General features: G+C 41.7%; 21 protein-coding genes. 10 read left to right on the forward strand and 11 right to left on the reverse strand.

What is annotated here, in order from left to right; all coding sequences use genetic code 11:
* Nucleotides 1-85: 85 nt before the first annotated feature.
* The 4 genes from QZ407_RS02865 to QZ407_RS02880 form a co-directional block, all read right to left on the reverse strand.
* A complete protein-coding gene (locus tag QZ407_RS02865; protein ID WP_295767550.1) occupies nucleotides 86-769 on the reverse strand; it encodes a LytTR family DNA-binding domain-containing protein in 684 nt (227 codons plus the stop codon).
* A complete protein-coding gene (locus QZ407_RS02870) occupies nucleotides 770-2,299 on the reverse strand; it encodes a TlpA disulfide reductase family protein (protein WP_295767553.1) in 1,530 nt (509 codons plus the stop codon).
* Nucleotides 2,296-3,795 (reverse strand): histidine kinase, encoded by a 1,500-nt coding sequence (locus tag QZ407_RS02875; protein ID WP_295767555.1) that lies wholly within the window; start codon nucleotides 3,793-3,795, stop codon nucleotides 2,296-2,298. The genes QZ407_RS02870 and QZ407_RS02875 overlap by 4 nt, the downstream gene beginning before the upstream one ends.
* An 83-nt stretch (nucleotides 3,796-3,878) precedes the next feature.
* Nucleotides 3,879-4,112: a hypothetical protein gene (locus tag QZ407_RS02880; protein WP_295767556.1), complete on the reverse strand. Its 234-nt coding sequence runs from the start codon at nucleotides 4,110-4,112 to the stop codon at nucleotides 3,879-3,881.
* Nucleotides 4,113-4,269: 157 nt separating this feature from the next.
* Here QZ407_RS02880 and QZ407_RS02885 point away from each other — a divergent pair, with 157 nt between their 5' ends.
* Together QZ407_RS02885 and QZ407_RS02890 are read left to right on the forward strand one after the other, a co-directional pair.
* Nucleotides 4,270-4,857, forward strand: a complete 588-nt coding sequence (locus QZ407_RS02885) for a sigma-70 family RNA polymerase sigma factor (protein WP_295767557.1) — start codon at nucleotides 4,270-4,272, stop codon at nucleotides 4,855-4,857.
* Nucleotides 4,854-6,359, forward strand: coding sequence for a hypothetical protein (locus QZ407_RS02890; RefSeq protein WP_295767558.1), 1,506 nt, complete (start codon nucleotides 4,854-4,856; stop codon nucleotides 6,357-6,359). The genes QZ407_RS02885 and QZ407_RS02890 overlap by 4 nt, the downstream gene beginning before the upstream one ends.
* 75 nt (nucleotides 6,360-6,434) lie before the next feature.
* On the opposite strand, the gene QZ407_RS02895 is transcribed toward QZ407_RS02890, so the two are convergent.
* Complete coding sequence (locus tag QZ407_RS02895) at nucleotides 6,435-7,805, reverse strand: hypothetical protein (protein ID WP_295767560.1); 1,371 nt, start codon at nucleotides 7,803-7,805, stop codon at nucleotides 6,435-6,437.
* A 230-nt stretch (nucleotides 7,806-8,035) separates the two neighbouring features.
* Here QZ407_RS02895 and QZ407_RS02900 point away from each other — a divergent pair, with 230 nt between their 5' ends.
* Nucleotides 8,036-10,477 carry an AsmA family protein gene (locus QZ407_RS02900; protein WP_295767562.1) on the forward strand — a complete coding sequence of 814 codons (2,442 nt, stop codon included), beginning with the start codon at nucleotides 8,036-8,038 and terminating at the stop codon, nucleotides 10,475-10,477.
* Here the strand turns inward: QZ407_RS02900 and QZ407_RS02905 are convergent.
* Nucleotides 10,474-11,349: a PfkB family carbohydrate kinase gene (locus QZ407_RS02905; protein WP_295767563.1), complete on the reverse strand. Its 876-nt coding sequence runs from the start codon at nucleotides 11,347-11,349 to the stop codon at nucleotides 10,474-10,476. The genes QZ407_RS02900 and QZ407_RS02905 overlap by 4 nt on opposite strands.
* 180 nt (nucleotides 11,350-11,529) lie before the next feature.
* Here QZ407_RS02905 and QZ407_RS02910 point away from each other — a divergent pair, with 180 nt between their 5' ends.
* Nucleotides 11,530-11,826, forward strand: coding sequence for a Dabb family protein (locus QZ407_RS02910; RefSeq protein ID WP_295767565.1), 297 nt, complete (start codon nucleotides 11,530-11,532; stop codon nucleotides 11,824-11,826).
* A 76-nt stretch (nucleotides 11,827-11,902) separates the two neighbouring features.
* Here the strand turns inward: QZ407_RS02910 and QZ407_RS02915 are convergent, their stop codons facing one another.
* Nucleotides 11,903-12,268: a VOC family protein gene (locus QZ407_RS02915; RefSeq protein WP_295767567.1), complete on the reverse strand. Its 366-nt coding sequence runs from the start codon at nucleotides 12,266-12,268 to the stop codon at nucleotides 11,903-11,905.
* Between the two features lie 160 nt (nucleotides 12,269-12,428).
* Between QZ407_RS02915 and QZ407_RS02920 the strand changes: the two genes are divergently transcribed.
* The 3 genes from QZ407_RS02920 (at nucleotide 12,429) to def (ending at nucleotide 14,599) form a co-directional block, all read left to right on the forward strand.
* The gene (locus QZ407_RS02920; protein WP_295767568.1) at nucleotides 12,429-13,178 is read left to right on the forward strand and encodes a glucose 1-dehydrogenase; all 750 of its coding nucleotides are present in this window, start codon (nucleotides 12,429-12,431) and stop codon (nucleotides 13,176-13,178) included.
* Between the two features lie 67 nt (nucleotides 13,179-13,245).
* Nucleotides 13,246-13,827: a TetR/AcrR family transcriptional regulator gene (locus QZ407_RS02925; protein WP_295767569.1), complete on the forward strand. Its 582-nt coding sequence runs from the start codon at nucleotides 13,246-13,248 to the stop codon at nucleotides 13,825-13,827.
* A gap of 199 nt (nucleotides 13,828-14,026) precedes the next feature.
* The gene (gene def, locus QZ407_RS02930; RefSeq protein ID WP_295767570.1) at nucleotides 14,027-14,599 is read left to right on the forward strand and encodes a peptide deformylase; all 573 of its coding nucleotides are present in this window, start codon (nucleotides 14,027-14,029) and stop codon (nucleotides 14,597-14,599) included.
* A gap of 98 nt (nucleotides 14,600-14,697) precedes the next feature.
* Here def and QZ407_RS02935 read toward each other — a convergent pair whose 3' ends face one another.
* The 3 genes from QZ407_RS02935 to QZ407_RS02945 all read right to left on the reverse strand — a co-directional run bounded on the left by QZ407_RS02935 (nucleotide 14,698) and on the right by QZ407_RS02945 (nucleotide 16,853).
* Complete coding sequence (locus QZ407_RS02935) at nucleotides 14,698-15,342, reverse strand: hypothetical protein (RefSeq protein ID WP_295767572.1); 645 nt, start codon at nucleotides 15,340-15,342, stop codon at nucleotides 14,698-14,700.
* 109 nt (nucleotides 15,343-15,451) lie between these two features.
* Complete coding sequence (locus QZ407_RS02940) at nucleotides 15,452-15,730, reverse strand: NifU family protein (RefSeq protein ID WP_295767574.1); 279 nt, start codon at nucleotides 15,728-15,730, stop codon at nucleotides 15,452-15,454.
* Nucleotides 15,731-15,764: 34 nt separating this feature from the next.
* Nucleotides 15,765-16,853 (reverse strand): Mrp/NBP35 family ATP-binding protein, encoded by a 1,089-nt coding sequence (locus tag QZ407_RS02945; protein ID WP_295767575.1) that lies wholly within the window; start codon nucleotides 16,851-16,853, stop codon nucleotides 15,765-15,767.
* A 118-nt stretch (nucleotides 16,854-16,971) separates the two neighbouring features.
* Between QZ407_RS02945 and QZ407_RS02950 the strand changes: the two genes are divergently transcribed.
* Nucleotides 16,972-19,167, forward strand: a complete 2,196-nt coding sequence (locus QZ407_RS02950) for a transglycosylase domain-containing protein (RefSeq protein WP_295767576.1) — start codon at nucleotides 16,972-16,974, stop codon at nucleotides 19,165-19,167.
* Between the two features lie 49 nt (nucleotides 19,168-19,216).
* Here QZ407_RS02950 and QZ407_RS02955 read toward each other — a convergent pair whose 3' ends face one another.
* On the reverse strand, nucleotides 19,217-20,557 hold the full coding sequence (locus QZ407_RS02955; protein ID WP_295767579.1) for a glycoside hydrolase family 88 protein: 1,341 nt from the start codon (nucleotides 20,555-20,557) through the stop codon (nucleotides 19,217-19,219).
* Nucleotides 20,558-20,727: 170 nt separating this feature from the next.
* Between QZ407_RS02955 and QZ407_RS02960 the strand changes: the two genes are divergently transcribed.
* Nucleotides 20,728-21,657: a glycoside hydrolase family 43 protein gene (locus QZ407_RS02960; protein WP_295767581.1), complete on the forward strand. Its 930-nt coding sequence runs from the start codon at nucleotides 20,728-20,730 to the stop codon at nucleotides 21,655-21,657.
* A gap of 250 nt (nucleotides 21,658-21,907) precedes the next feature.
* Nucleotides 21,908-23,224, forward strand: coding sequence for a rhamnogalacturonan acetylesterase (locus tag QZ407_RS02965; RefSeq protein ID WP_295767582.1), 1,317 nt, complete (start codon nucleotides 21,908-21,910; stop codon nucleotides 23,222-23,224).
* Nucleotides 23,225-23,351: the final 127 nt, after the last annotated feature.

Raw genomic sequence — 23,351 nt, forward strand, 5'->3', positions numbered from 1 at the left:
CCGTTTTGGAGTTTATCCGAAACGGCCTTTCTATGTTTAAATTAATTCAAATACGCTTTGCAGCGGCCAGCATAAAAGGGTGTGTTTAGTTGAGTTTGTCCAACGTTGGTAAGGGATAATTTCCAACCGGCACCTTGTGCGTTCCAATATGTAACTGATGCCGTTCCATTCTGTCTATCCTGTTTGTATTAACAATGTAAGACCGGTGTACTCTTGCAAACATGCCTGCAGGCAAAAGCTCAGTTGCCTCAGTGATAGTTAAGCGGCTTGTTATGCGTTTATCGTCGTTTAAAATAAAGGTTGCGTAGTTTCCGGCGGCTTCTAAAAAAAGTATATCGTCAAAATTTATACGTACCGTTTCATAACCTGATTTTACAAAAATGCTACTTGCAGGTATTTTTTCGGCTTTACGTGATTGAAGTAAATCATTAGCCTTATGGCAGGCCTTTAAAAAGCGTGTGAGCGCAAACGGTTTAAGCAGGTAATCAACTGCATTAAGCTCATAGCTTTGCACGGCATGCTCGGCATAGGCAGTGGTAAAAATAACCAGCGGCCTAACCTGTAAACTTTCCATTAGTTCGATGCCCGATATATCGGGCATCTTAATGTCTAAAAAAAGCAAGTCAACAGGGTTTTGCGCCAGGTATGCAATAGCCTCAAAGGCATTGGTAAAACATGCCCCCAATTCCATAAACGGCACCTTTGCCGCGTGCAACCGTATAACCTCCAGTGCAAAGGGTTCATCATCAATGGCTATGGCGTTTATCATTTACAGGTATTGTGCTATTTGTTGGTATAACAGCGTTTTATTGCTCGGGCGTTTAATATCATTTATAATGGCTTTTCCGCTCTTATCAAATATAAAATAAGTTGGGTAAGAACCCTGCTTGTTTTTGTCAGGCTGCAGCTCATCCCAAAACTTCTGAATATCGGCATTGCTTTTACGCAGGTGTATGCCGGTCATGTTGTTTACCATAATAAAGTCACGCCAGTGTACATCTTTAATATCATCGTCCATATCCAAATAGATAAAAACTACATTTTTGCCCTCAAATTGCTTTTTTAGTTCGGGCACAAAACGTAACTCATCACGGCAGGGGCCACACCAGGTACCCCATATATCAAGGTATACTACCTTGCCTTTGTATCGGTTAACTATTTCGTATATCGAGTTTATTTTCTCGAATCCTTCAATTATGTGTATGCCCTCGTTACTTTTGTTGGTAACCAAAGCACTTTGCATATTCGCAATACGCGCGGCCAGTTGAGGGCGGTATTTACTTTGCGGATACAGATTAATCATTTCATCCATTAACGGCCGAGCCTCGGTAAGATCTTTTTCAGAACATTTAGCGTTTATAAATTGTGCGAGCATCGCTTCAGCTACAGGTTTATTATAGGTGTTTTTTACTGCTAACCAGTTTACATACAATTTACCTTTAGATTTAGCGAGTGCAATGGCATCATCGAAAGAAACATTAAAGTAGGGTACAGGCGTTATATTGGCTTTGGCCTTATCAAGCCCTTGCATATATATTACCGCCTGCGATTCCATGTAGCCAATATAATCATCAGCAAACTGGTAAAATTGTGGCCCGGCGGGCAGTACATCGGGTTCGGGTTTAATGCTGCCGTATAGTAATTTGTATAATCCAATCAAATCGGCTTTGTTGACGTTCATAATGCCGCGCGCAAAAAAGTTGAGCCAGTTGAGGGTTTCGGTACGTACTTCCTGCGCTATGAGGCGTTTGTCGGCGGTGTTGAGTGCGGATGCCCGTACCTGAGTAACCCGTGTTTCACCTAATTTTAATTGCGGTTTAATTACCTTTTCGGTTATTTCGGCTACAGTACCTTTAGCATAGCTGTTATTTCCACGTGTACCGGCGGCAATAAAAGCAGGTTTCTGCCCCGCATTAACCTGATACAATAGCTTATTCTCGGCAGCTATCGATCCTTTGAACGTGCTTAAAGTGGTATCAGTTGCATTGATGGTTACCTCTAGTTGTTTTCCAGGCTTCATCATAATAGTCCATAACCTACTATGATACATCAGCGTAGCAAACTTGGTGGTACTAAGGGGAATATCAGCTGTGAAATTTCCTTGCTTGTCTAACCGTATCTGCTTAATATTTTCATAGTAATATCCGTATAAATATGGGATATTCAACTGAATAGTGTCGGCTTGCTGCAGGTGTTCAACTTTACCGCTCAGCTGAAATTGCGCCAGGGTTTCACTTGGAGTAAGCAAAAGAGTAATGATGACGCCAATAGTTAAAGAAATTGTGATAAGGTTTTTCAATTGAGGTTAAGGGTTAAATAAATGAAAAATTCGTTTGGCTTTTGGCGTATAACCAGTTCATGCTTTTGCGGATAAAGCAGCTGCAGGCGCTGCCGTACGTTTTCAAGACCAATGCCTGAGCGGGCACTTTCAGGATCGTTGGTAGCACGTTGATGTATGCTGTTCTGCACATCAAATTGTAACGTGCCGTCGGTTATTTGCAAGTTTATGTTTATCCACGATTCTTCATTCAGGCTGATGCCATGTTTGTATGCGTTTTCTACAAACGGAATTAGTAGCATTGGTGCTATGAAATACCCTTCGGCTTCTACATTCATATCAGTGGTGATATTAATAAGCGGTGAAGATGCTGTGCGCATATTTTGCAAATCAATATAGTTTTGCAGGTAATCAATTTCTTGCGTTAATGCAATGCGTTCCAAAGTGTTTTCATGCAACATAAAGCGCATCATATCCCCCAATTTTTGTATGCCTTCACCTGTTTTTTCAGCTTTTTCGGTAAGGGCTAAACCGTAAAGGGTATTAAGCGCATTAAATAAAAAGTGCGGATTTATCTGTGAGCGCAAAAACTGCAAATTTGCTGTTGAAGCACCCAAATCTGTTCTTAAACCGCTGAGCTCAGCCTGCAAGCTTTTACGGTATTGATAGATATAAAAGCTAAGCGGCGTTATAAGTAATAGCTGTCCAAACCAAAACACCAGGAATGAAATTATGCGCGTTACGCCCGAGTACGTGGCTTTGTAGGCAAATGCACCGGTAAGCGGTAAATTTATACCAAGCGTAACCAGCAATAAGATAAACCAAAATCCCATTCGTTCGGCTCTTTTATCCCAGTATTGCGGTATAAGCCAATACATTATAACTATGTGGCAAAAAAAGGCGCATGGTACAATAAGACCTATAAAAAACGTTACGCTCACATGAGATTTTAATATAAAACACCCAACCATCAGTGTTGTCCACAGCATTAAAAAGTAAGCTGTTTCGCGGCTTATACGCATGCGTGTAAGCGAGTAGGCATATTTTTTTTGCGTAAGCAACCAGTTTATTAATTGTTTTGCTGCCTGGTAAGCCAGCAGCGCTTCAAACCAAATGGTAGCCTGGGGTAATTTTTTAACAATTGCCCGGTAAAGTAAATCGTTATGGTAAGGAAAGCGTAATGTATAGTTGACACAAAATAATGCCATAGCCGCCACAAATGCAATTGCAATGGTAAGTATGGCTTTTCCCCATTTTTGTTTACTCAGGTAGTAATTTGGCAGCATACAGGCCACCCATACAAATGACAGGTAATAAGCCAGGTATTCAATAATTGATGGCCATAAAAAATTGTTAGTAAACTTAAATACGTATCCATGCTTTCTAAAAACATCTGCATCAAAAGAATCAGCAGTAAAATAGCCGTGCATGTAGCTATCGGCAGTGTTAAGCAGCCCAAAAGTATGAGTGAGCAGCAATAATGTGGCTAAGGCAATTTCGAGGTGTTTAAATTTCATGCTGCAATCTTACTCAGCATCCTAGCCGCTTAAAAATAAATGTGACCAACCGGCTTTAAAATGTGATGAAACGTGTTATTGAGCTATTTGCCTGTCAATTTCTCCAGTTCGTTACGGGTAAGCAGGCGGCCTCCCTGCCATTGATAATGGTCGGGGTTAGTGAATTTTTCGGGGTAACGGTTGCAAAAGTCATTGGTTTTTGGTTTGCGTTTAAATAGCCGCTTAATAGTACTGATTAAGGCTTTATTTTTTGTTTTATATGATAGCTTATAAAAGTATAAAAGACCTTCGGTATATTTTTGATTGATGCTGTGCATGATTTAAGGTTTATATATTCTTTACTACGCAGCGAGAATGAAAAATGCTGGGTAAGCCGACCTTAAAATAAATTTCACATTTTGCCCAGCGTTTTGCAGTTGACTTACGTAGGGTATAGTAGCAGTTGCTGCACGCCTATTGTTATCTGAATATTTAATGAGCAAATCTACCAAGCAAATGCCCGGTATAATTGAGGGCTGCAAAGCCAACAGGCGCCCGGAGCAGGAAGCTTTGTACAAGTTTTTTTATGCAGATATGCTTAAGCTTTGTTGTCGATACCTATCCACAGATGAACTGGCGTATGAAGCTTTAAATACAGGTTTTCTTAAGGTTTTTCAAAACATTGACTTTTACGATGAACAAAAGGGTGAATTAGGCGCCTGGATACACACCATTATGATGCACGCCTGCATTGACCTGGCCCGGAAAGAAGCGCGCTTTAATAACGTAGCGAATACAAATGATGTTATTGACGAAGCTTTTGTAGAACCAGCGGTTTTGGAAAAGCTATATGTGGATGATGTGCTGTTGGCAATACGTACCCTGCCCGCATCTACTCAACTGGTATTCAACCTTGCTGTAATTGAAGGATACTCACATTACGATATTGGTGAGCAATTGAACATCTCTGAAAGTACATCGCGCTGGCATTTGTCAGTAGCTAAAAAGCAGTTAAGAGAATTATTGCAGCCGTCAAACAATCAACTTAACAAACCAACTGAAAAATCAAACAAGGCAACATGAAAAATTCAGCATGGTATAATAAGCTTTGGCGTAAAAAATTAAATGAACTGCCTGTAAGAGCCGATGCCGATGCAGCTTGGTTGGGTATGCAAAAAATGTTGGATGTACACCTGCCTGTGCAGCCCCCCGCAACTACTGCACCGGCAGTTACAAAGCCGTTAATTGCAAAAGTAATATCGGTTGTTGGTTATGTTTTGCCCGCTGCGGCAATGGTAGGAGCAGCCACTTGGTTTGCTGTTAAGCCCCCAATTAAACAAAGGGTGAAGGATAAAACAATTGAAAAAAAGGAGCGCATTGAAAGACGCAAGGCTTCAGCAAGTGATTCAATAGCAAGTGATAGCTTAGCAGAGTTCACAAGTATGTCAGTAGATACGCTTAACACATCAACACCAGCTACTAATGAGGATAGTTTAAATGAACAAGACTCAGTGTCAATTGGAGAAGACAAGTCAATTGCTGATTTACGCACAAGAGCATTAGCAGGCAGGAGTAATAAGCCTGGATACCCGTCAGGGAATGATTATCTTCTCAAAGAAAGGACTTTCAAGGCAATTACAACTAATAAATTGAATGCTAGTGAAATTAAGAAACAAAGCGGCATAGCCAACAACATTGATTATAACTCTTTGCAAAAGCTTAAGCGTATTCAACAAGAAACCGCTCACTTCCCGCAACAATTAATTAATTACAGGGATGTTGTAAATCAATCCTCCATTGCTATGGAAGAAGAAGCACCTCAAAAGGTGTTTGTTGGCAATAAAAAGGGTCATGAAATGAACGCATTTCAGCCTCCCATACTAGCGCATTGGTTGCCTGGAAAAGTTGAAAGTGATCGAACTGCATTATTTGCGAAAACCGGAAAGCAAAGTAGATGGAAAGGCGCATCAGGTAAGGAACTTAATACCCCAAGCTTTAATATCGGAGTTGAAGCCGGACTTAATATTGCTAAAAACACTAGCGTTTATGGTGGTTTAACATCCAACCTGGCCTTGTCACAACGTTTGCTTATAGGTTCAGGTATACTTGTTAATTTTGGCCGCCAGGTTGTTGGCAGCTATTCTCATCCAAGCTTTTTCAGGCCCGACTCATCTTCGGCATTTACTGTGAATGAAAAACACAAAGTTTTAGTCGCCGATATTCCGCTTATACTCACTTATAGAGTAAATAAGCTCATTAGTATTAAGGCTGGGGCCATTGCCAGCTTTGCGGGTAAGCTTGGTAATCAATCGTATTCATTTGGAGCTGTGGCCGGTTTAAGAGATACTTTGGGGTATACTAAAACGATTGATACATTGGTAAGCAGCCCTGTGCTTACGAAAAGGGTAAGCCTTGGCCTAACAGGAGGCATAGCCATTAACTTTAAGCAATTTAGTATAGATGCACGTTATATAGGCTTGCCGCCTTACAAGGTAAATAATACTATAGGAAATTATATACAGAGCAACAAGTCTGTTCAAATAGGCATTACTTATTGGCTTAAGCAAAATAAAAGCAAGCAATAAACAGCGGCTATACAACTGTGCGCTAATATTTCAAATCCCTTTTGTTAAAGCGTTTTTACCATTTGAAATTAGCATCTATTTATAAGTTCGTTTTAACCAGTTGTCGGGTACAGGAATTATACAAATGTTCATTGATCTGCCGTCTTCTGAAAGCATGGCTGATTGTATTTCTATCCTAGTACCATCGGGGCTGAAGGTTGGATGAGGGTGATCGGCGGCGGTAGTTTTATGACCGGTTGATAGCATAATCATCTCACGGCTGTGCCTGTCAATAAGGTATACACTACGCGAAAAATCATCACCAACGGCCCATCGTCCGTCCTTTGAGCCGCCTACATGCCATAAGCCGCTGCCACTTGGAGTTTGGCCGGCAATGGTCATTTCGCGGGTGTGAATGTTTACTATGCCTAAACCTGTTGGTTTTTCGCGTGTTCCTGAGGGGCCCCAGGCGCTTTCCTGCCCCGGGTTGGCTCCCCCAACTGCAGTACCCGGCTCACCCTGGGCGTTAGTCCCTGGTATTTTACGATGGCCCATAATGGCAATGGCTACCTCATCGGGCGTAATTACAGCCTCATGAGTAACCCATTCATAGGGCGCTTCCGGGTAAAGTGGTCTCAAACCGGTGCCATCTGCCATTACAGTCCACGTACGCTGCGGAGATTTTCCTCCGGTTTCCCAGCAAAAGATAATTTCGCCCGCAACCCATGGGTTTACCTGTATGTGTCCAATTTGAAATGGTACGGTGACAATGTATTTTACTTCGCCCGTTTTAACGTTCATGCTCGCCAGGCCGTTGGGACCGGCACCCATATTACGCGGGCCAAAGGCGTTTTCAACCTTGGTGCCGGGCTGCATATGCTTAGCTGCCTCAGTTCGGCCTACGTGGAAATAGATTTTATCTTCGTCAGCATCTAAAGCCATGTCGCCACCTGCACCCATTTCTGCGGGTATAGTGCCACATACACGTTGATAGGTAGATAGTTTTTGCATTTTACCCGCGTTGCTGTCTGTTAAAACTTTGTTCAAATCCATCTCCACCAGTTGCATAGCAGTTGGTGCCCTGTGGCCCTGAACTTCAGTTTGAGTATCAACCCTGCGTAACAAATACAGCTTCATGCTTTTACGCGCCAGGTTAAGCATGCCGGTATACCCACCTTCGGTAATCTGTACCATATCGCCGGTTTTTTCATTTACAGCTAAAGCTTCACCTTTTGCCCTGTTTGAGCGAAAAACCAGCCATTGCCCGTCTGAAGTCCATTGCGGATGCGTTTGATAAATTTTACTGTCGCCCGCCGGGGTGCTGGTTAAAAAAGTAAGCATGGTACCTGTAACCGGGTCTTTAACCACTTTACGTTCAGACGGAAACCGTTTGCCTATTTGGGCATTTGCGGTAAAAAATATACCTGCTGCAAGCAGCGTAATGCCGGTTAATATTTTTGTTATCATGATTTAAAAAGAGTGAACCAAGCTAAAACCGCCTGTATGTTCAATTATAATTGGTAATACTAAGCTACAATTAAATCAAACAGCCTTGCTTGCTTTCAGGACAGTGCAGGCCGCTCTGTTATAGAATTGTTACCGTGGTAATTACAAGTAACGCGTTCTTTTAAACATGCAAGTTCTGCAAGCAAACAAAATGTAAGGTTTCAGGCTTTTAACTTAAATTCCGTTTCCCAATGCCTAAATGGTTAAAAATCATACTTAAAGTAATTGCCGGTGTTGTTTTGCTTTTTGTGCTTCTCTCTGTAGGATTGTTTATTTACATCAATTCAAATAAGGCTAAAGTGCTATCGTTAATCACATCAACGCTGAATAAAAACCTCGATGGTAACCTGGCTATTGGCGACATGGAAACTACTTTTTTTAAAGGATTTCCTGGCATTTCAGTATCACTCAAAAACGTAACTATAAAAGACAAGCGTTGGGCCGAACATAAACACACCCTGCTTTCAGCCAAAGATTTCGATGTATCAATAAATACTGCGGCACTGCTGCGTGGTACCATACGTATTAGTAATATTGGGATAAATAACGCTGCCATTGAGTTATATAAAGACAGTACGGGCTATAGCAATACTTCGGTATTTAAAAAGAAGAAAAGCGCTCCTAAGACAAATAAGCCTGATGATGATAGCGGTAGTTCTGCCGAGTTTGGAAAGTTTTCGCTCAGTAACGTAAGCTTTGCTGTAAATAACCAGGCTAACAATAAGCTCTTTTCGTTTGACATAAATAAACTTTCCGGAAAAATGGCTTACCCTGATAGTGGTTGGCGTGCAGCTTTGCAACTGGATGTAATGGCCCGTAGCCTTGCATTCAACACAAAAAAGGGAAGTTTTATTAAGGATAAGCTTATATCGGGCCAGATGATGGCCGGGTTTAACAACGAAACTGATAAGATATTTATATCGTCAAAAGGATTGAAAATTGGTTACGACATATTTCAGCTTAATGCCATGTTTGATACCGGCAAAAAGGAAACAGCGTTTGCCATACATCTTATAGTTAATCAAATAATGTGGCGCAGTGCGTCATTGCTCCTTGCAGATAATATTAAGAAGACACTTGATAAATTTAACCTCGCCAAGCCAATTGACTTAAAAACCACTATTGCAGGTAGCCTGGGTGAGGGCGACCCGTACCTGCACGTAGCCGGAACCATTAGGAACAACACACTGATTATACCGGGCGGCCAGATAGATAGCTGTAACTTTAACGCGGTTTTTACCAACGAGGTTGAAAAAGGTAAAGGTTTTAATGATGCAAACTCCGCTATAAGGCTGTTTAAATTTACGGGGCGTTACAATCACCTGCCGTTTTTAATTGACACGGGCAGTATCATCAATCTTGAAAAACCTATTGCAACCGGGAACTTTAAATCAAATTTTCCTTTGGCAAACTTCAATTATATGCTTGATGATATTGCCAAATTTAGCAAAGGTACGGCTAACATGGATTTGCACTATAAGGCCGACATTGTTAACTACAGGTTGAATAAGCCGGTTATAGCAGGTGTAATTAATTTCAGGAATGCCGATGCCATTTACCTGCCGCGTAACCTGGCATTTAAGAATACCTCCCTGTCGCTGAATTTTGTAAAGAATGATTTAATACTAAATAACATACGGGTGCAAAGCGGGCACAGCGTGGTAATGATGAACGGGCGTGTGAACAATTTCCTAAATTTTTACTACGATGCTCCTGAAAAAATGCTTCTTACCTGGAACATTAAAAGTCCGGAGTTAAGACTGGCAGAATTTTTAGGCTTTTTAGGTACTCGTAAGCAAGTGCAAACTAGAACAGTGCGCCGAGGAAGTGGCAATAGCGGTAACATTATTGACCAGTTAGGTAACGTGTTAGATAAAGGAAACGTGGAAATGCATATGGAAGTTGCCAAGGTTTATTACAAAAAGTTTTTGGCAACTGACGTACGCGCTAACCTGCTTACCACTGGCGACGGTATTATAATTAAAGATGTTGGTTTAAAACATGCAAACGGAGCTTTGCGCTTAAACGGTAAGTTAATGCAGGGAAACAACCTTAATAATTTCAACATAAATACTACCGTTAGCAGCGTTGACATTCGTCAGTTCTTTTATTCATTTGATAATTTCGGAATAAAGGATATTACTTATGAAAACTTAAAGGGTTACCTCTCTGCCAAAGCAAACATAAGCGGAGGAATAAAGGACAATGGCTCACTGGTTCCACGTTCAATACATGGCACAACCTATGTAAGCTTGCGCAACAGTGCATTACTTAATTACCAGCCGTTAATTAAAGTAGGCAAGTTTGCTTTCCCATTTCGCGATCTAAAAAATATTGAAATACCTAAGCTTGATGCTAAGTTTGATATTCAGGGCGATAAGATCATTATCAACCCTATGCAGTTAAATTCCAGCGTACTCAACGCCGACATAGCGGGTGTTTACGGACTTACAAAAGGTACTAACATAGCATTTGATGTGCCATTACGTAATCCTAAAAAGGATGCGGAGATAACTGACAAGGAAGAACTAAAGAAACGCAGATACAGGGGTATTGTGCTTCACCTTGCAGCAAAGGAAGATGAAACAGGCAAAGTGAAAATAGGGTTTAACAAAGACCGTAAAAAGGACTAGTTAGTAAAAGAGGCAATGAAGTTATAAACGTCATCCTTTGTGCCGGTGAAAGGGCCTGACTGCGCAATTTTCAATCCGGCCATACCAGCAGCAAAGTTTGCTGCTTTTTCAATATCATCGCCTTTGGCGCGGCGGTAAAGGTAGCCGGCCATATACGTATCACCGCAACCGGTGGCATCGGCTATGGTTGCAGGCACATAAGCAGGTATGTCATAAAATACCCCATCAGCATAAATAACAGAACCTAAACTGCCTAAGGTAATAACTACCTCTTTAACGCCCCAGTCTGCCAGCATAAGTGCTCCGGCTTTAATATCGGTTTTGCCGGTTAACACCTCAAGCTCATGCTCATTGGCTTTAAGAGTGTGTATGTATTGAAGTGCTTCCTGCTTTTGGGGCCAGTCTATAGCATGTACTTCACAATCTCTCACTTCGCGCAGGTAGCCTTGTGCATCTAAAGACAGCTTACTCTTGCTTGTTAAAAATTTGATGGTATCTAATGCAAAATCGTCGGCAAGAAGCGGCCCGAGATGAACTACCTCGGCATTTATATCATCTAACTGCTCAATTAAAAAAGGGTCGGCCTTTTGTAATACGCGTTGGGTACGGTGATTTTGATTTGCACTGTAAGTGTTTTCAAAGTATACGGAATGTTTACTGTTGAAAGCTTTGATAGTTGTACCTCCAGACCGGAGCTCGTTTACAACCGCCATTTCCGACTCCCCAAGCGATGTTACCAAACCATAACTAACATCCATGTGCTGCAAGGCTTTCGAAAAGTAATAGGATGTACCCCCCGATAGGTGTTTAACACCGTTTAAGTTAACAACCTTATCTAATGTAATATGACCTACGCAGCAAATTTTTAACATACAGTTTTTTTTACCAAAGGGGCAAATATATACACCTCATTTAAATAAGCAGGTCTGTATTGGGTCAAAATGCTTAAACAACACTTATTTCGAAAGATAAATGATGATTGGAGAGCAATGTGTAGGTTGTTAAACACCGTTTAATATAAATCAATAAATATATTTGGAAAAAATTTAATCATGTTAGCACACCACGTAATATTTTGGCTTAAAGCCGATACAACCGACGAACAAAAAACAGCTTTCCGCGCAAGCTTGGAAACACTTGCAGGAGTTGAAACTGTTAAAACCTTGCACATTGGTACGCCAGCCCCAATTGAGCGTGCTGTTGTTGACACAACTTATACTTTCAGCCTTATATTGTTGTTTGAAGATATGGCCGGACACGACGTATACCAGGTGCACCCTTTGCATAAAGCTTTCCTTGAAGGATTCAGGGTATACTTTGACCGCGTTGTAATTTACGATGCACAATAAAAAAAAGACCGGCTTTTAACTAAAGCCGGTCTTTTTTTATTATAAAATTTATACCGCTTATTCATATTGAATATGACTACTGGTTAAACTGACCGATATGCCATAATATGCCAGACGGATCATGAAGAAAGCACTCGCTTCCCCAACCCATTACCCTGATAGGTTGTAGCCTAACACTGCTGTATTTGTCAGATAAATTCAGTGCTTTAAGCTCCTCATAATAACGCTCAACGTTATTCACTTCCAAAAATAGCATGGTGTTGTCCACCCAGTCTTTTGCGTAATAATCCTGCAAATAAAATGCTGTGTTCTCTAACTGAAAGACAGATAGTTTTGGCTCAAGTTTGGTTTCAGTAAAGCCCAGGTCGCGGTAAAAGCTGCGCGACTCGTCAAAATTTTTGGCACCAATAAAAGGTCTTAATGATTTTATGCGGTTATCCATATCAAGGGCTTATATCAAACATACAAAAATGTCTCAATAGGAACAAGGCAACGCTCAAAGTGTCATCAATAACTCATATAAATTTATTTTGGAACGTTCGTTCCGTTTTGATTTTACATTTGCGGAACGATTGTTCCAATAAGGGGGCATTGTTTCAAAAATGAAAAGACTAGAAAATAAAGTAGCAGTAGTAACCGGGGCATCAAAAGGAATTGGTGCTGGTATAGCTAAGAGCCTTGCAGCGCAAGGTGCAAGCGTTGTAATAAATTATGCATCGGCAAAAGCTGGTGCTGAGCAGGTAGTTGCTGATATTGTGGCAGCAGGCGGCAAGGCAATTGCCTTGCAAGCCAACGTAACAAATGAGCAGGAGGTAGCCAAACTTTTTGCTGATACCGTTGAGGCATTTGGTGCTATAGACGTATTGGTAAATAACGCGGGTGTATACAAGTTTGGTGCTATTGAAGAGGTTACCGCCGAAGATTTTCACCATCAGTTTAATACCAATGTTTTGGGTTTGCTATTATCTACACAGGGGGCGGTTAAACACTTCTCCACAAACGGGGGCAGTATTATAAACATAGGTTCGGCTATTACCAGTCTTGCACCGCCGGCAAGTTCAATATACACTGCTACCAAAGGAGCAGTTGATGGTATTACACGCGTATTAGCTAAAGAATTAGGCAGCCGTAAAATAAGAGTAAACTCAATAAACCCAGGTATGGTTGAAACAGAGGGTACGCACACAGCCGGGTTTATTGGTAGCGATTTTGAAAAGCAGATTGTTGGCACCACGCCACTAGGTCGCCTTGGCCAGCCAGATGATATTGCTGGTGTTGCCGTATTCCTGGCCTCTGATGATTCACGCTGGCTAACCGGCGAAATACTGCTTGCAAGCGGCGGCGTACGTTAATTGTTGGTTTAATAACTAACTAAATTTAAATAGCTTTGTCTTACTGTAGGCAAAGCTATTTATTGTTATGGCACGAAGTAAAGATTTTGATGAAAACGAAGTATTGTGTAAGGCCATGCAACTATTTTGGCAAAAGGGATATAACGCCACATCCATGCAGGATTTGGTAGATACGTTGGGCATAAGCAGGTCAAGCCTATATGACACTTATACAGATAAGCATACGCTTTTTCTTAAAACGCTTGAAAGCTACCAGCTTTCGGGTGCTGCCAAAATTCAGAATATCATCAGCAGCGGCAAATCTGCCAAAGAAACTATAAAGAATTTATTGGAACTAGCCACAAATGATTTAACCGATGACAGCCAGCAACGTGGTTGTTTTATGGTTAATGCCGAAATTGAGGTGGCATCAACCAATAAGGAGGTTAACGAGGTAATTTGCCGCAACGACGAGCAAATGGAAAAAGCAATTTACCAGGTGATACAATCCGGCCAGGAAAACGGCGAGGTGAGTAGCAAACATGATGCAATATCGCTTTCAAGGTTTGTACTCAATGCGTTAAAAGGCATGCGGGTAACGGCTAAATCAACCACCAACAAAGACTTTTTTAATAACATCATCAATCTCACCATAGCAGCACTTGATTAAGTGGTTAACTCTATGTAAGCATGCTAAGTGGTTTGATGGATAATCGCATCCAATTACGGCTCCATACCTGCAGATAATTGTTAACGCTCATGAAAACATGGTTAATAAAACTTGGTTATCAACTGGTATTTACACAAGAGTGATTAACATTGAATGCCCCCATGCTTTTAAAAAGCATAAAATCTGTAAATTTGCAGTTATGAAATTGCCCATTGTAGCTTATGGCGATCCTGTTTTAAGAAAAAAGGCCACTGACTTTGAACCTCAGGAAATTGCCGGTCTTAAACAACTGGTTGCCGATATGTATGAAACCATGTACAACGCACGCGGCGTTGGATTGGCCGCTCCGCAGGTTGGTTTATCAAAACGATTATTTGTAATTGATGCCACCCCGTTTGATGATGAAGAGCCTGAATTGAAAGACTTTAAAAAGGCATTTATCAATCCGCAAATAGTTGAAGAAACCGGCGAAGAATGGCCGTTTAACGAAGGCTGCCTTAGTATTCCTGATATTCGCGAAGATGTATACCGTAAGCCACAAGTGCGTTTAAGCTACTTTGATGAAGAGATGCAGCATCGCGAGGAGACTTTTAACGGCATGGCGGCACGTATAATTCAGCATGAGTATGACCATATTGAGGGAAAGCTATTTACCGACAAGCTAAGCCCGCTACGCAAAAGGTTAATTGAAAAGCGACTGAATGATATTTCTAAAGGTGCCGTAAAGGTTGATTATAAAATGAAGTTCCCTGCCGCTAAAAAAGGTAGATAACTTTATTGAGGCATAAAAAAGCAAAAGCGACGTTGATTAAGCAGCGTCGCTTTTACTTTTTATAATTCCAGGCTTTAAGGCCTTAGAGTTAATCTTCGTTAGTTGCTGTTTCGGCTCTTATCGCCCGCGGTAATTGATTTAATTAAGCTACCCCAGGCAATAGGGTTGAGTAACGGGTTGGGTATAAGCGAGTGCGAATTAAGTATACGCTGATGCATATCCTGAGCAACGGCCGATTGTATTTCGTTAGCATCACGCGGCATTGCACTGTACGATACGCCGGTAAGCGGAGTTTTATTTAAGTTTTTACGGGCAAGTTCTAAATCATCGTCGGCCAGTTTCATGGTCAGAAAGTCTTTCCTGAACTCATCAGTTGTGGCCCATGGCAACATATGGAAAGCCGGTAAAGCTATTATTTCAGGTTTCATCATCACCTTCACCGTATAGCTTTTACTTTCCCTGTTTGCAGGTATAACCATTTCTAAAGGTGCGTAACCAACAGCAGTAAACTGCAGCGTATCATTTTCATGCGTTACAAAGGAAAAGTAGCCTTTGTAATTAGCTATAACAACAGAGTTTTTGTTAGATAGGTTGGTAACCGTTACATACGGAACAATAATCTTTGAACTATCGGCATTGTAGGTTATACCGGTAAACTGCACAAGTGGCTTATCAGCCTTTTGTGCAAAGGCAGCCACTGCACTAAGCAGGCTCATAACCATTACCAGTAAACACTTTCTCATACACGTTTAAAAACCCAACAATTTATACGTTGCCGGGTTTACAATAGTTTAATAACGCAAAAATATAATCAACTGATGTATGCTCTGCAGCATTTAACACCTTTTAACATTAGCGCATGTTTGCCGGTAACACGGCGTTAGGGTCATCAATATCGGTTAGGTTTACGGCTTCAACAGCAGTAATTTCTGGTACAGCTTTCATTATAGCCTGTTCAATTCCGGCCTTTAAGGTCATAATACTCATAGGGCATGAACCGCATGAGCCAAGCAACTTAAGCCTCACCACTTTTTCAGGAGTAATCTCTTCCACCGAAACATTGCCGCCATCGGCTTCAAGATATGGGCGTATGGTGTCAAGCGCTGTTTCTACCTCTTCAACTAAACTCATGTTTATCAAATTATTAATGTAAAGATATTAATTTTTAACGATTTATTACATCGGCATAGCCTGTAGCCTTTGCGTTGTTGATTGATATTTGCTGTGCCACACGTTCGGCAATATCTTTAAAAACAGCGCTGGTAACACCATCCTCAGTAAGTACAACCGGTTTGCCGGCATCACCGCTTTCACTAACACTTTTTACCAGCGGTAGCTCGCCCAAAAATGGAGCGCCAACTAGTTCAGCAAGCTTAGCACCACCACCTTGTCCAAAAATATAGTACTTGTTTTCAGGCAGCTCGGCAGGTGTAAAGTATGACATGTTTTCGATCACGCCTAGTATAGGCACATTGATTGATTCCATCATAAGCATACCAACGCCCTTTTTAGCATCAGCCAACGCCACATTTTGCGGTGTGGTTACAATTACGGCCCCGGTAATAGGGAAGCTTTGAGTTACGGTGATATGTATGTCGCCGGTTCCTGGAGGTAAATCAACTACCAAATAGTCAAGGTCGCCCCAGTCGGCATCGTTAAACAACTGTTTAACGGCTGTTGAAACCATTGGTCCGCGCCATGGCACTGGTTGGTTAGGGTCTGTAAAGAAGCCTATTGACAATAGCTTTATGCCATATTTTTCAATAGGTTCAATACGGGTTTTGCCATTTTCCTGTGTTGCATTAGGGCGTGCACCCTCAAGGCCAAACATAATAGGCACCGATGGGCCGTAAATATCAGCATCAATTAAGCCAACCTGCGCACCCGTTGCAGCCAAACCCAAAGCAAGGTTAGCGGCCACGGTTGATTTACCAACACCACCTTTGCCTGATGCTACCGCAATTATATTTTTAACGCCCGGCACGCCGGTGTTTTTTTGCGTGGTAACCTGCGAGGTCATGTTAACGGTAACTTCAATTTCGGGACTTATGAAATGGCTTATCGCATTGCGGCAGGCATTCTCTATCAAACCTTTTAACGGGCATGCCGGAGTAGTTAATACTACCGAAAAGGCTAATTTATTACCGTCTATATGTACATCCTGAATCATGTTCAGCGTTACCAGATCTTTTTTCAAATCCGGCTCTTCTACATGGCTAAGGGCTTGTAGTACTTGTTCTTTTGTTATTTGCATGTTTATAATATGGCACAAAAATACTAAAACAGGTGCGCTTTGCTTTTGTTAGAGAAATAATTGTGGTTCGAAAATCGTTTTATAGCCGATAAGATTTAGTTTTGGAAAAATTTACCTAATGCATCGCCCTGACTTTAGAAAATACCTTCGTATAGCCGGAATTGTAGCCGGTGCACTATTACTCATACTTATTGTTGGCGGCTTTGTAGCGTACTCAAAACGTGAAGCTTTGCTTCAAAAAGCCATTTACAAAGCTAAGGCTAAAGCAAAACGTGATTATAATTTAGATGTAAAAATAGGCACGGCCAAGTTTACCGGTTTGAGCACGGTTGCGTTTAATAATATTACCGTTGTACCCGAGCAGCGCGACAGCTTGGTGCGCATAAATAACTTCGAAATCAGTGTAAAGCTCATGCCTTTAATAGCCGGTGATATTAAACTTGCTGATGTAAAGCTTAAAGACGGGTATTTAAACCTGATTGATAAGAAAGGGCAGCGCAACTTCGATTTTTTATTTCACCGTAAGAGAGACTCAACTAAAACCAAATCATCTTCAGGCTTGAATGAGTTGGTTGATAATCTTATTAATCAGGTACTCTACAAAATTCCGGAAAACCTTGACCTTCAAAATTTTAAAATGAGTTTTGAGGATGATAGTACGCATATAAATCTTTTGGCAAAATCGGCCAAGATTGATGATGGAGACCTGATGTCAACTATTGATGTAAATGACAACGAGTCCATATGGCATTTTGCGGGCAAACTGCATCCGGGTGATAAAGAAATAGACGTTAAGCTTTACGCTGAAGGCAAGAAGGTGGAGTTTCCGCTGCTGGAAAAAAAGTTCAAGCTGAAATTTAATTTTGATACGCTTACAACACGTTTAAACAAGGTTGAAGCCAGCGATGATCAAACCCAGGTTTACACTTACCTGGCGGTAAAGAACATGCTGGTTAATCACCCTGCGCTTTCTGATACTGATGTTGTTGTGCCCGATGGTTCAATTGATGCCAATTTATTTGTTGGTGACAGGTATGTGTCATTAGACAGCTCGTCGGTAATACATGTAAAGAAATTAGACATTCATCCATATATCAAGTATCAAATACGCCCGGTTAAGGCATATACCGTAAAAATTCATACTGATTGGCAGGATGCTCAAAACTTCTTCGATTCATTTCCTAAAGGATTATTTGAATCATTGGAAGGTATTGAGGTAGCTGGGCAGCTTCGTTATAACGCCCACCTGTATCTTAACACTACTGATCCGGATAACGTTCAATTTGAATCGGGGTTGGCTAAAAAAGACTTCAGGATATTGAAGTTTGGCAAGGTAGATCTTGGCCGTCTTAACCGGGAGTTTGTTTACACGCCTTATGAGCGCGGAAAGCCTATGCCACCGCGTAATATATCGCCTGCAAACTCCAACTACACGCCATTGCATTCAATCTCTCCTGATTTACGCAACGCAGTAATGACCGCCGAAGATCCGTCGTTTTATACAAACAAGGGTTTTGTGCAAGAATCATTAAGGAAATCAATAGCTGAAGATTTTAAAGAGAAGCGCTTTAAGCGTGGTGGAAGTACCATTTCGATGCAATTGGTTAAAAATGCCTTTTTAAGCCGGCAAAAAACTCTTACCCGTAAGTTTGAAGAGATATTAATTGTATGGCTCATTGTAAACGGCGATGTAATGACCAAAGACCGAATGCTGGAGGTTTACCTCAACATTATTGAATGGGGACGTAACATTTATGGTATTGGCGAGGCCGCACGTTACTATTTTGCCAAGCACCCGTCTGAGCTTAATATTGGCGAAAGTATTTACCTGGCCAGCATTGTGCCTAATCCTAAAAATGGTTTGTATGCCTTCGAGCCCGATGGCTCGCTGAGGTACAGGCTGCATGGATATTTCAGGCTCATAGGAAACCTGATGGCTCGCCGCGGCCTTACCCAGCCTGATAGCAGCGCCTACGGATTTTACAATGTGCGCTTACGCGAAGGTCTGAGACAAAAAATGGCACCTATTGATACCGCTGTTGCCGATAGCCTGCTGCAGCATAACCCTGATGACCCGGATGGAGATGGTATGATTATGCCTGGTGTTGTTGAAGAGCCGAAAGATGATGAAAAGAGGCCAGGCTTTTTTCAACGCTTATTTGGCGGTGGTAAAAAAGATAGTACCGACAGGAAAAAAGAAGCTATACAAGATTCAATTGATGCCGTTAAAAAGCGTGAAAAGGAAGCTGACCGCGAACGTAAACGTTTAGAGAAAGAACGACGCAAGGAACTCAGAGAACGAGGGTTGATGTAAATAAAATAGGGGAGCAGTTTTGCGCCCCTTTCTTATTTTAAGCTGTTTTTTAGTTTTTCATCATTACAGCGCTGTCATTAACTTCAAAGGTGTGGTTTTTAAGTAAATTAATGATTTCTGCACCTGCAAGTAACGCCGGGCCATAGCCATGTGCTGCGTATACGTTTACAGGCCTATAGTAGTAAAACGCCGGGTCAAAAGCCATGCCTGTTCCAACACAAACACCCTCAACCTGCCCTTGTGTGTTTACCTTGGTAGCAGTAGCATTCCAGGCAAGTAACGCTGCTGGGCCATAAGCGCGGCCGTTAAGCCATCTGTTGTTTATACCCCGTGCCAGGCAGTAAGCATAAATTGCCGTAGCTGATGTTTCAAGGTAACTGTCATTACGGTCAAGTAACTGGTGCCAAAACCCTGTACCCGACTGGTAAGATACCAATCCTTTAGCCAATGACTGATACTGCTGTAAAACAGCAGCATAACCCGGATGGCTTTGCGGTAGCACATCCAAAAGTTCGGTCATGGCCATAAAAGCCCAGCCATTTGCGCGCCCCCAGTGAAATTGCGGATGCACATCCATTTCTTGTACCCAGCCATGCATGTAAACGTTTTTTTCGTTATTAAACATGCGCTTGCTAAATTGTAATACCTGTTTCACGGCGTCATCGTAATACTTACTATTGCCGGTTAACTTGCCAAATTGCGCGATGGCAGGTACGCTCATAAACATATCATCAAGCCATAGCGTGTTTTTTAACGGCCTGTTGCGGGCCAGGGTACCATCATTAAAGCGCTGCTGCTTGTTACTCACAAAGTTTATAAAGTTATCGGCCATAGGGCGTAAGTTGGCCGATGCTCCCGCTGTACCAATTGTTTTAACCGTTGCAGCGCATAGAGCTCCACAATCATCAAGTGCGCCAGGTTCCATCACAGAATGTAGCGGATTACGACGCGCTACCGTTTTTCCGGTTTTTTTAAATGCCGCAATAGCGTCGGCTAAAAAATTAAGGCGCGTTTGGGTATAGGCTGTGTAGCGGGTGTCGCCCGTAGCTTGCCCGGCTAAAAGCATGCCTGCGTAAGTAACGCCCCACTCGTAGCTTGTAAGCCTAAAATCGCCCGGTTTAAATGTGGTATTGGTGTCAATGGCATTAAGTGCAATCGGCTGATTGGTGCCGCGCTTTACCAATTGTGGCGGTGTGTTTTTATCTAAATAATTGAGTATACGGTCGAGGGTTTGTTTAACCTGTTCAGGTGTAGTAATATCATAAGGCGTAGGGTAATTAACCTTCATGGCATGCAACGGGGTTACTACATCATTTACTTTTTGGGCAAATGCAAAGTTGCAGGCTGCTAAACCACTGCACAGCAGTAATGTGGCTTTAAATGCTTTCATTACAAAAAATGTTGATTTATGGTTGGTTTACAAGGGCATTTTGCGCCCTTCGCAAATTAAAATTAAATATACTTAAAGTGCCTTATTAAGGCAGACAGTGTAGGACAGTTAAACTTTTTGGGCTTTGCCTAATCTCACTACCTTTGAAAGCTAACCAAACAAAACTTTACATGAGAAGCTTGTACCTTTTATTATTGCTGCTGCTTTCGGCGTTTAACCTTATGGCACAAAGTAATGACGCTTATATTTTTTGCTACTTTAAAGGCAATAGTGCAGATGGCCTGCACCTGGCTTACAGTAATGACGGCCTGCAGTGGGCAGCACTTAAAAACGACAGTTCGTTTTTGAAACCGGCAGTAGCCAAAGATCGCCTCATGCGCGACCCTTGCATTATACGCGGTGCCGACGGTTTATTCCATATGGTATGGACGGTAAGCTGGGCCGATAAAGGTATTGGCTACGCCAATTCAAAAGATCTTATTAATTGGTCTAACCAGCAATTTATTCCGGTTATGGCCAAAGAAGATGGTGCGCGTAACTCATGGGCACCTGAAATTACCTATGATGCCAAAAATAAGCAGTATATGATTTACTGGGCAACCACTATCAAAGGGCGCTATGCTACCGATACAACGGTAGAAGCCGGTTATAATCATCGTATGTATTATACCCTTACCAAAGATTTTAAAACTTTCAGCGATGTAAAGCTGCTTTACGAGCCGGGCTTTAATGTAATTGATGCTACAATAGTTCCATACGGCAAAAAGTACGTTATGTTTTTTAAAGATGAGCGCCTAAAGCCTGAGCAAAAAAACATTAAGATAGCTTACGCCAATAAAATAACCGGTCCTTACAAACAGGATGGTGATAAAATAACCGGAAATTATTGGGCAGAAGGGCCAACAGCATTGCAAAAGGGAAATGAGTGGATTGTTTATTTTGACAAGTACCGCAATCACAAATATGGCGCGGTATCATCAACCGATTTAAAAAATTGGAAAGACATATCTGATAGCATTAATCTACCATCGGGTATACGTCATGGAACAATATTCAAAGTAACCCAAGCCGAACTTGATAAACTGAAAGCTATAAAGTAACGGCGATTTATCTAATGCTTCAAAACCTAGCTGTGAAGTTTTTGTGGTAAGGTATTAAAACCGTTGGTTGAATGATCTCCTTGCGTTAATGTATTATTGCTGTTATAAACACGGCAACAGCTACAATTATGTGCCCTTTTCAGGATGGTACAGGATACGTTTGCTTTGCAGGTAAAATAAATTTGACCCAAGCCAATTACCGGCGGCTAATGCCTGCCATCCATTTTGTATAAATCTAAGTATTGTAATAATGAAGCTTAAACCGCTATACATACGCTTTATGTTTTTGTTAACGTTCTTCGTTATGGGCGTAAGTATTGCGTGGGCTCAAACATCATCATACAAGTTTAGCTTTAACCGGCAGCAAAAGGCTGCAGGTTATACCCAGGTTGCCGCAGATTACAAATTTGACGGTACGTATGGTTTTGATTTTGAAACCAGCGCACAGGCAATTAATGGCAAGGACAAGAAAGGTGATTACATTACTTCCAATCAGCCCTTTTATTTCTCGGTGGCCGTGCCCGAGGGAAACTACAAGGTAACTTTAATATTGGGCGGAAACGATGCAAGCCTAACAACGGTTAAGGCCGAATCGCGCAGGTTAATGCTCGAAAACATAGCTACTAAGCCGGGTGAGAATAAAACTGTAAGCTTTATCGTCAATGTACGTAAACCTCAGATTGGCGATAGCAGCAGGGTAAGTCTTAAACCCCGTGAAAATGGCAAACTTGACTGGGATGATAAGCTAACGCTTGAATTTGACCAGATTCCAGCTATTAAAGCATTGCAAATTGAAAAAGTCAATAATCAAATAACCGTTTTTCTTGCCGGTAACTCTACCGTGGTTGATCAGGATGACGAACCTTGGGCCGCATGGGGACAAATGATTCCAAGATTTTTTAAACCAGGGGTAGCTGTTGCTAATCATGCCGAATCGGGTTTAACGCTGGGCAGTTTTATGGGCAGCAAACGGTTAGACAAAGTAATGAGCCTTATTAAACCCGGCGATTATTTATTCATTGAGTTTGGCCATAATGATCAAAAAGAAAAAGGGCCCAATGATGGTGCATATAAATCATACACCGAACGTTTAAAAACATTCATTAGCCGCACACGTCAAAAAGGCGCTATCCCTGTTGTTGTAACTTCAACAGCGCGTCGCTCATTTGATGCAAACGGTAAAACCGTAAATACGCTGGGCGATTATCCTGCTGCGGCACGTAAGGTGGCTAAAGAGGAGGGTGTTACTCTGATTGACTTAAACGCCATGACAACCACCCTTTATGATGCATGGGGTGTTGAGCCATCAAAAAAAGGATTTGTACATTACCCTGCAAATACCTTCCCGGGGCAAACAAAGCCACTTGAAGATAATACGCATTACAACCCTTACGGGGCATATGAATTAGCAAAGTGCGTGGTTCAGGGTATTAAGGCAAGTAACTTAAAATTAAAGAAATACCTGGTAGATATGCCTGGTTTTGAGCCCAAAAAGCCTGATGCTCCCGATGCCTTTAACTGGCCGTTAAGTCCAAAAAACTCATCTATCAAACCCGATGGTAATTAATCAATAATTGGCAAAGGTCTTCTACTTTTCTAAAGACACACTCAAGCATGCTTAAATGAGAAAGCCCGTAATAAATGGAATAACAGTACTGTCTTCGCCGATGATGGTACCCAATTAGTTATACCTT

This window comes from uncultured Mucilaginibacter sp. (assembly GCF_913773635.1).
Lineage (GTDB): Bacteria > Bacteroidota > Bacteroidia > Sphingobacteriales > Sphingobacteriaceae > Mucilaginibacter.

Coding starts and splice junctions, on each gene's coding strand:
- QZ407_RS02880 (WP_295767556.1), bottom strand. CDS start 4,112: ATGCACAGCATCAATCAAAAATATACCGAAGGTCTTTTATACTTTTAT.
- QZ407_RS02960 (WP_295767581.1), top strand. CDS start 20,728: ATGAGAAGCTTGTACCTTTTATTATTGCTGCTGCTTTCGGCGTTTAAC.
- def (WP_295767570.1), top strand. CDS start 14,027: ATGAAATTGCCCATTGTAGCTTATGGCGATCCTGTTTTAAGAAAAAAG.
- QZ407_RS02895 (WP_295767560.1), bottom strand. CDS start 7,805: ATGATAACAAAAATATTAACCGGCATTACGCTGCTTGCAGCAGGTATA.
- QZ407_RS02965 (WP_295767582.1), top strand. CDS start 21,908: ATGAAGCTTAAACCGCTATACATACGCTTTATGTTTTTGTTAACGTTC.
- QZ407_RS02940 (WP_295767574.1), bottom strand. CDS start 15,730: ATGAGTTTAGTTGAAGAGGTAGAAACAGCGCTTGACACCATACGCCCA.
- QZ407_RS02925 (WP_295767569.1), top strand. CDS start 13,246: ATGGCACGAAGTAAAGATTTTGATGAAAACGAAGTATTGTGTAAGGCC.
- QZ407_RS02945 (WP_295767575.1), bottom strand. CDS start 16,853: ATGCAAATAACAAAAGAACAAGTACTACAAGCCCTTAGCCATGTAGAA.
- QZ407_RS02920 (WP_295767568.1), top strand. CDS start 12,429: ATGAAAAGACTAGAAAATAAAGTAGCAGTAGTAACCGGGGCATCAAAA.
- QZ407_RS02935 (WP_295767572.1), bottom strand. CDS start 15,342: ATGAGAAAGTGTTTACTGGTAATGGTTATGAGCCTGCTTAGTGCAGTG.
- QZ407_RS02885 (WP_295767557.1), top strand. CDS start 4,270: ATGAGCAAATCTACCAAGCAAATGCCCGGTATAATTGAGGGCTGCAAA.
- QZ407_RS02955 (WP_295767579.1), bottom strand. CDS start 20,557: ATGAAAGCATTTAAAGCCACATTACTGCTGTGCAGTGGTTTAGCAGCC.
- QZ407_RS02915 (WP_295767567.1), bottom strand. CDS start 12,268: ATGGATAACCGCATAAAATCATTAAGACCTTTTATTGGTGCCAAAAAT.
- QZ407_RS02875 (WP_295767555.1), bottom strand. CDS start 3,795: ATGAAATTTAAACACCTCGAAATTGCCTTAGCCACATTATTGCTGCTC.
- QZ407_RS02890 (WP_295767558.1), top strand. CDS start 4,854: ATGAAAAATTCAGCATGGTATAATAAGCTTTGGCGTAAAAAATTAAAT.
- QZ407_RS02910 (WP_295767565.1), top strand. CDS start 11,530: ATGTTAGCACACCACGTAATATTTTGGCTTAAAGCCGATACAACCGAC.
- QZ407_RS02905 (WP_295767563.1), bottom strand. CDS start 11,349: ATGTTAAAAATTTGCTGCGTAGGTCATATTACATTAGATAAGGTTGTT.
- QZ407_RS02900 (WP_295767562.1), top strand. CDS start 8,036: ATGCCTAAATGGTTAAAAATCATACTTAAAGTAATTGCCGGTGTTGTT.
- QZ407_RS02950 (WP_295767576.1), top strand. CDS start 16,972: ATGCATCGCCCTGACTTTAGAAAATACCTTCGTATAGCCGGAATTGTA.
- QZ407_RS02865 (WP_295767550.1), bottom strand. CDS start 769: ATGATAAACGCCATAGCCATTGATGATGAACCCTTTGCACTGGAGGTT.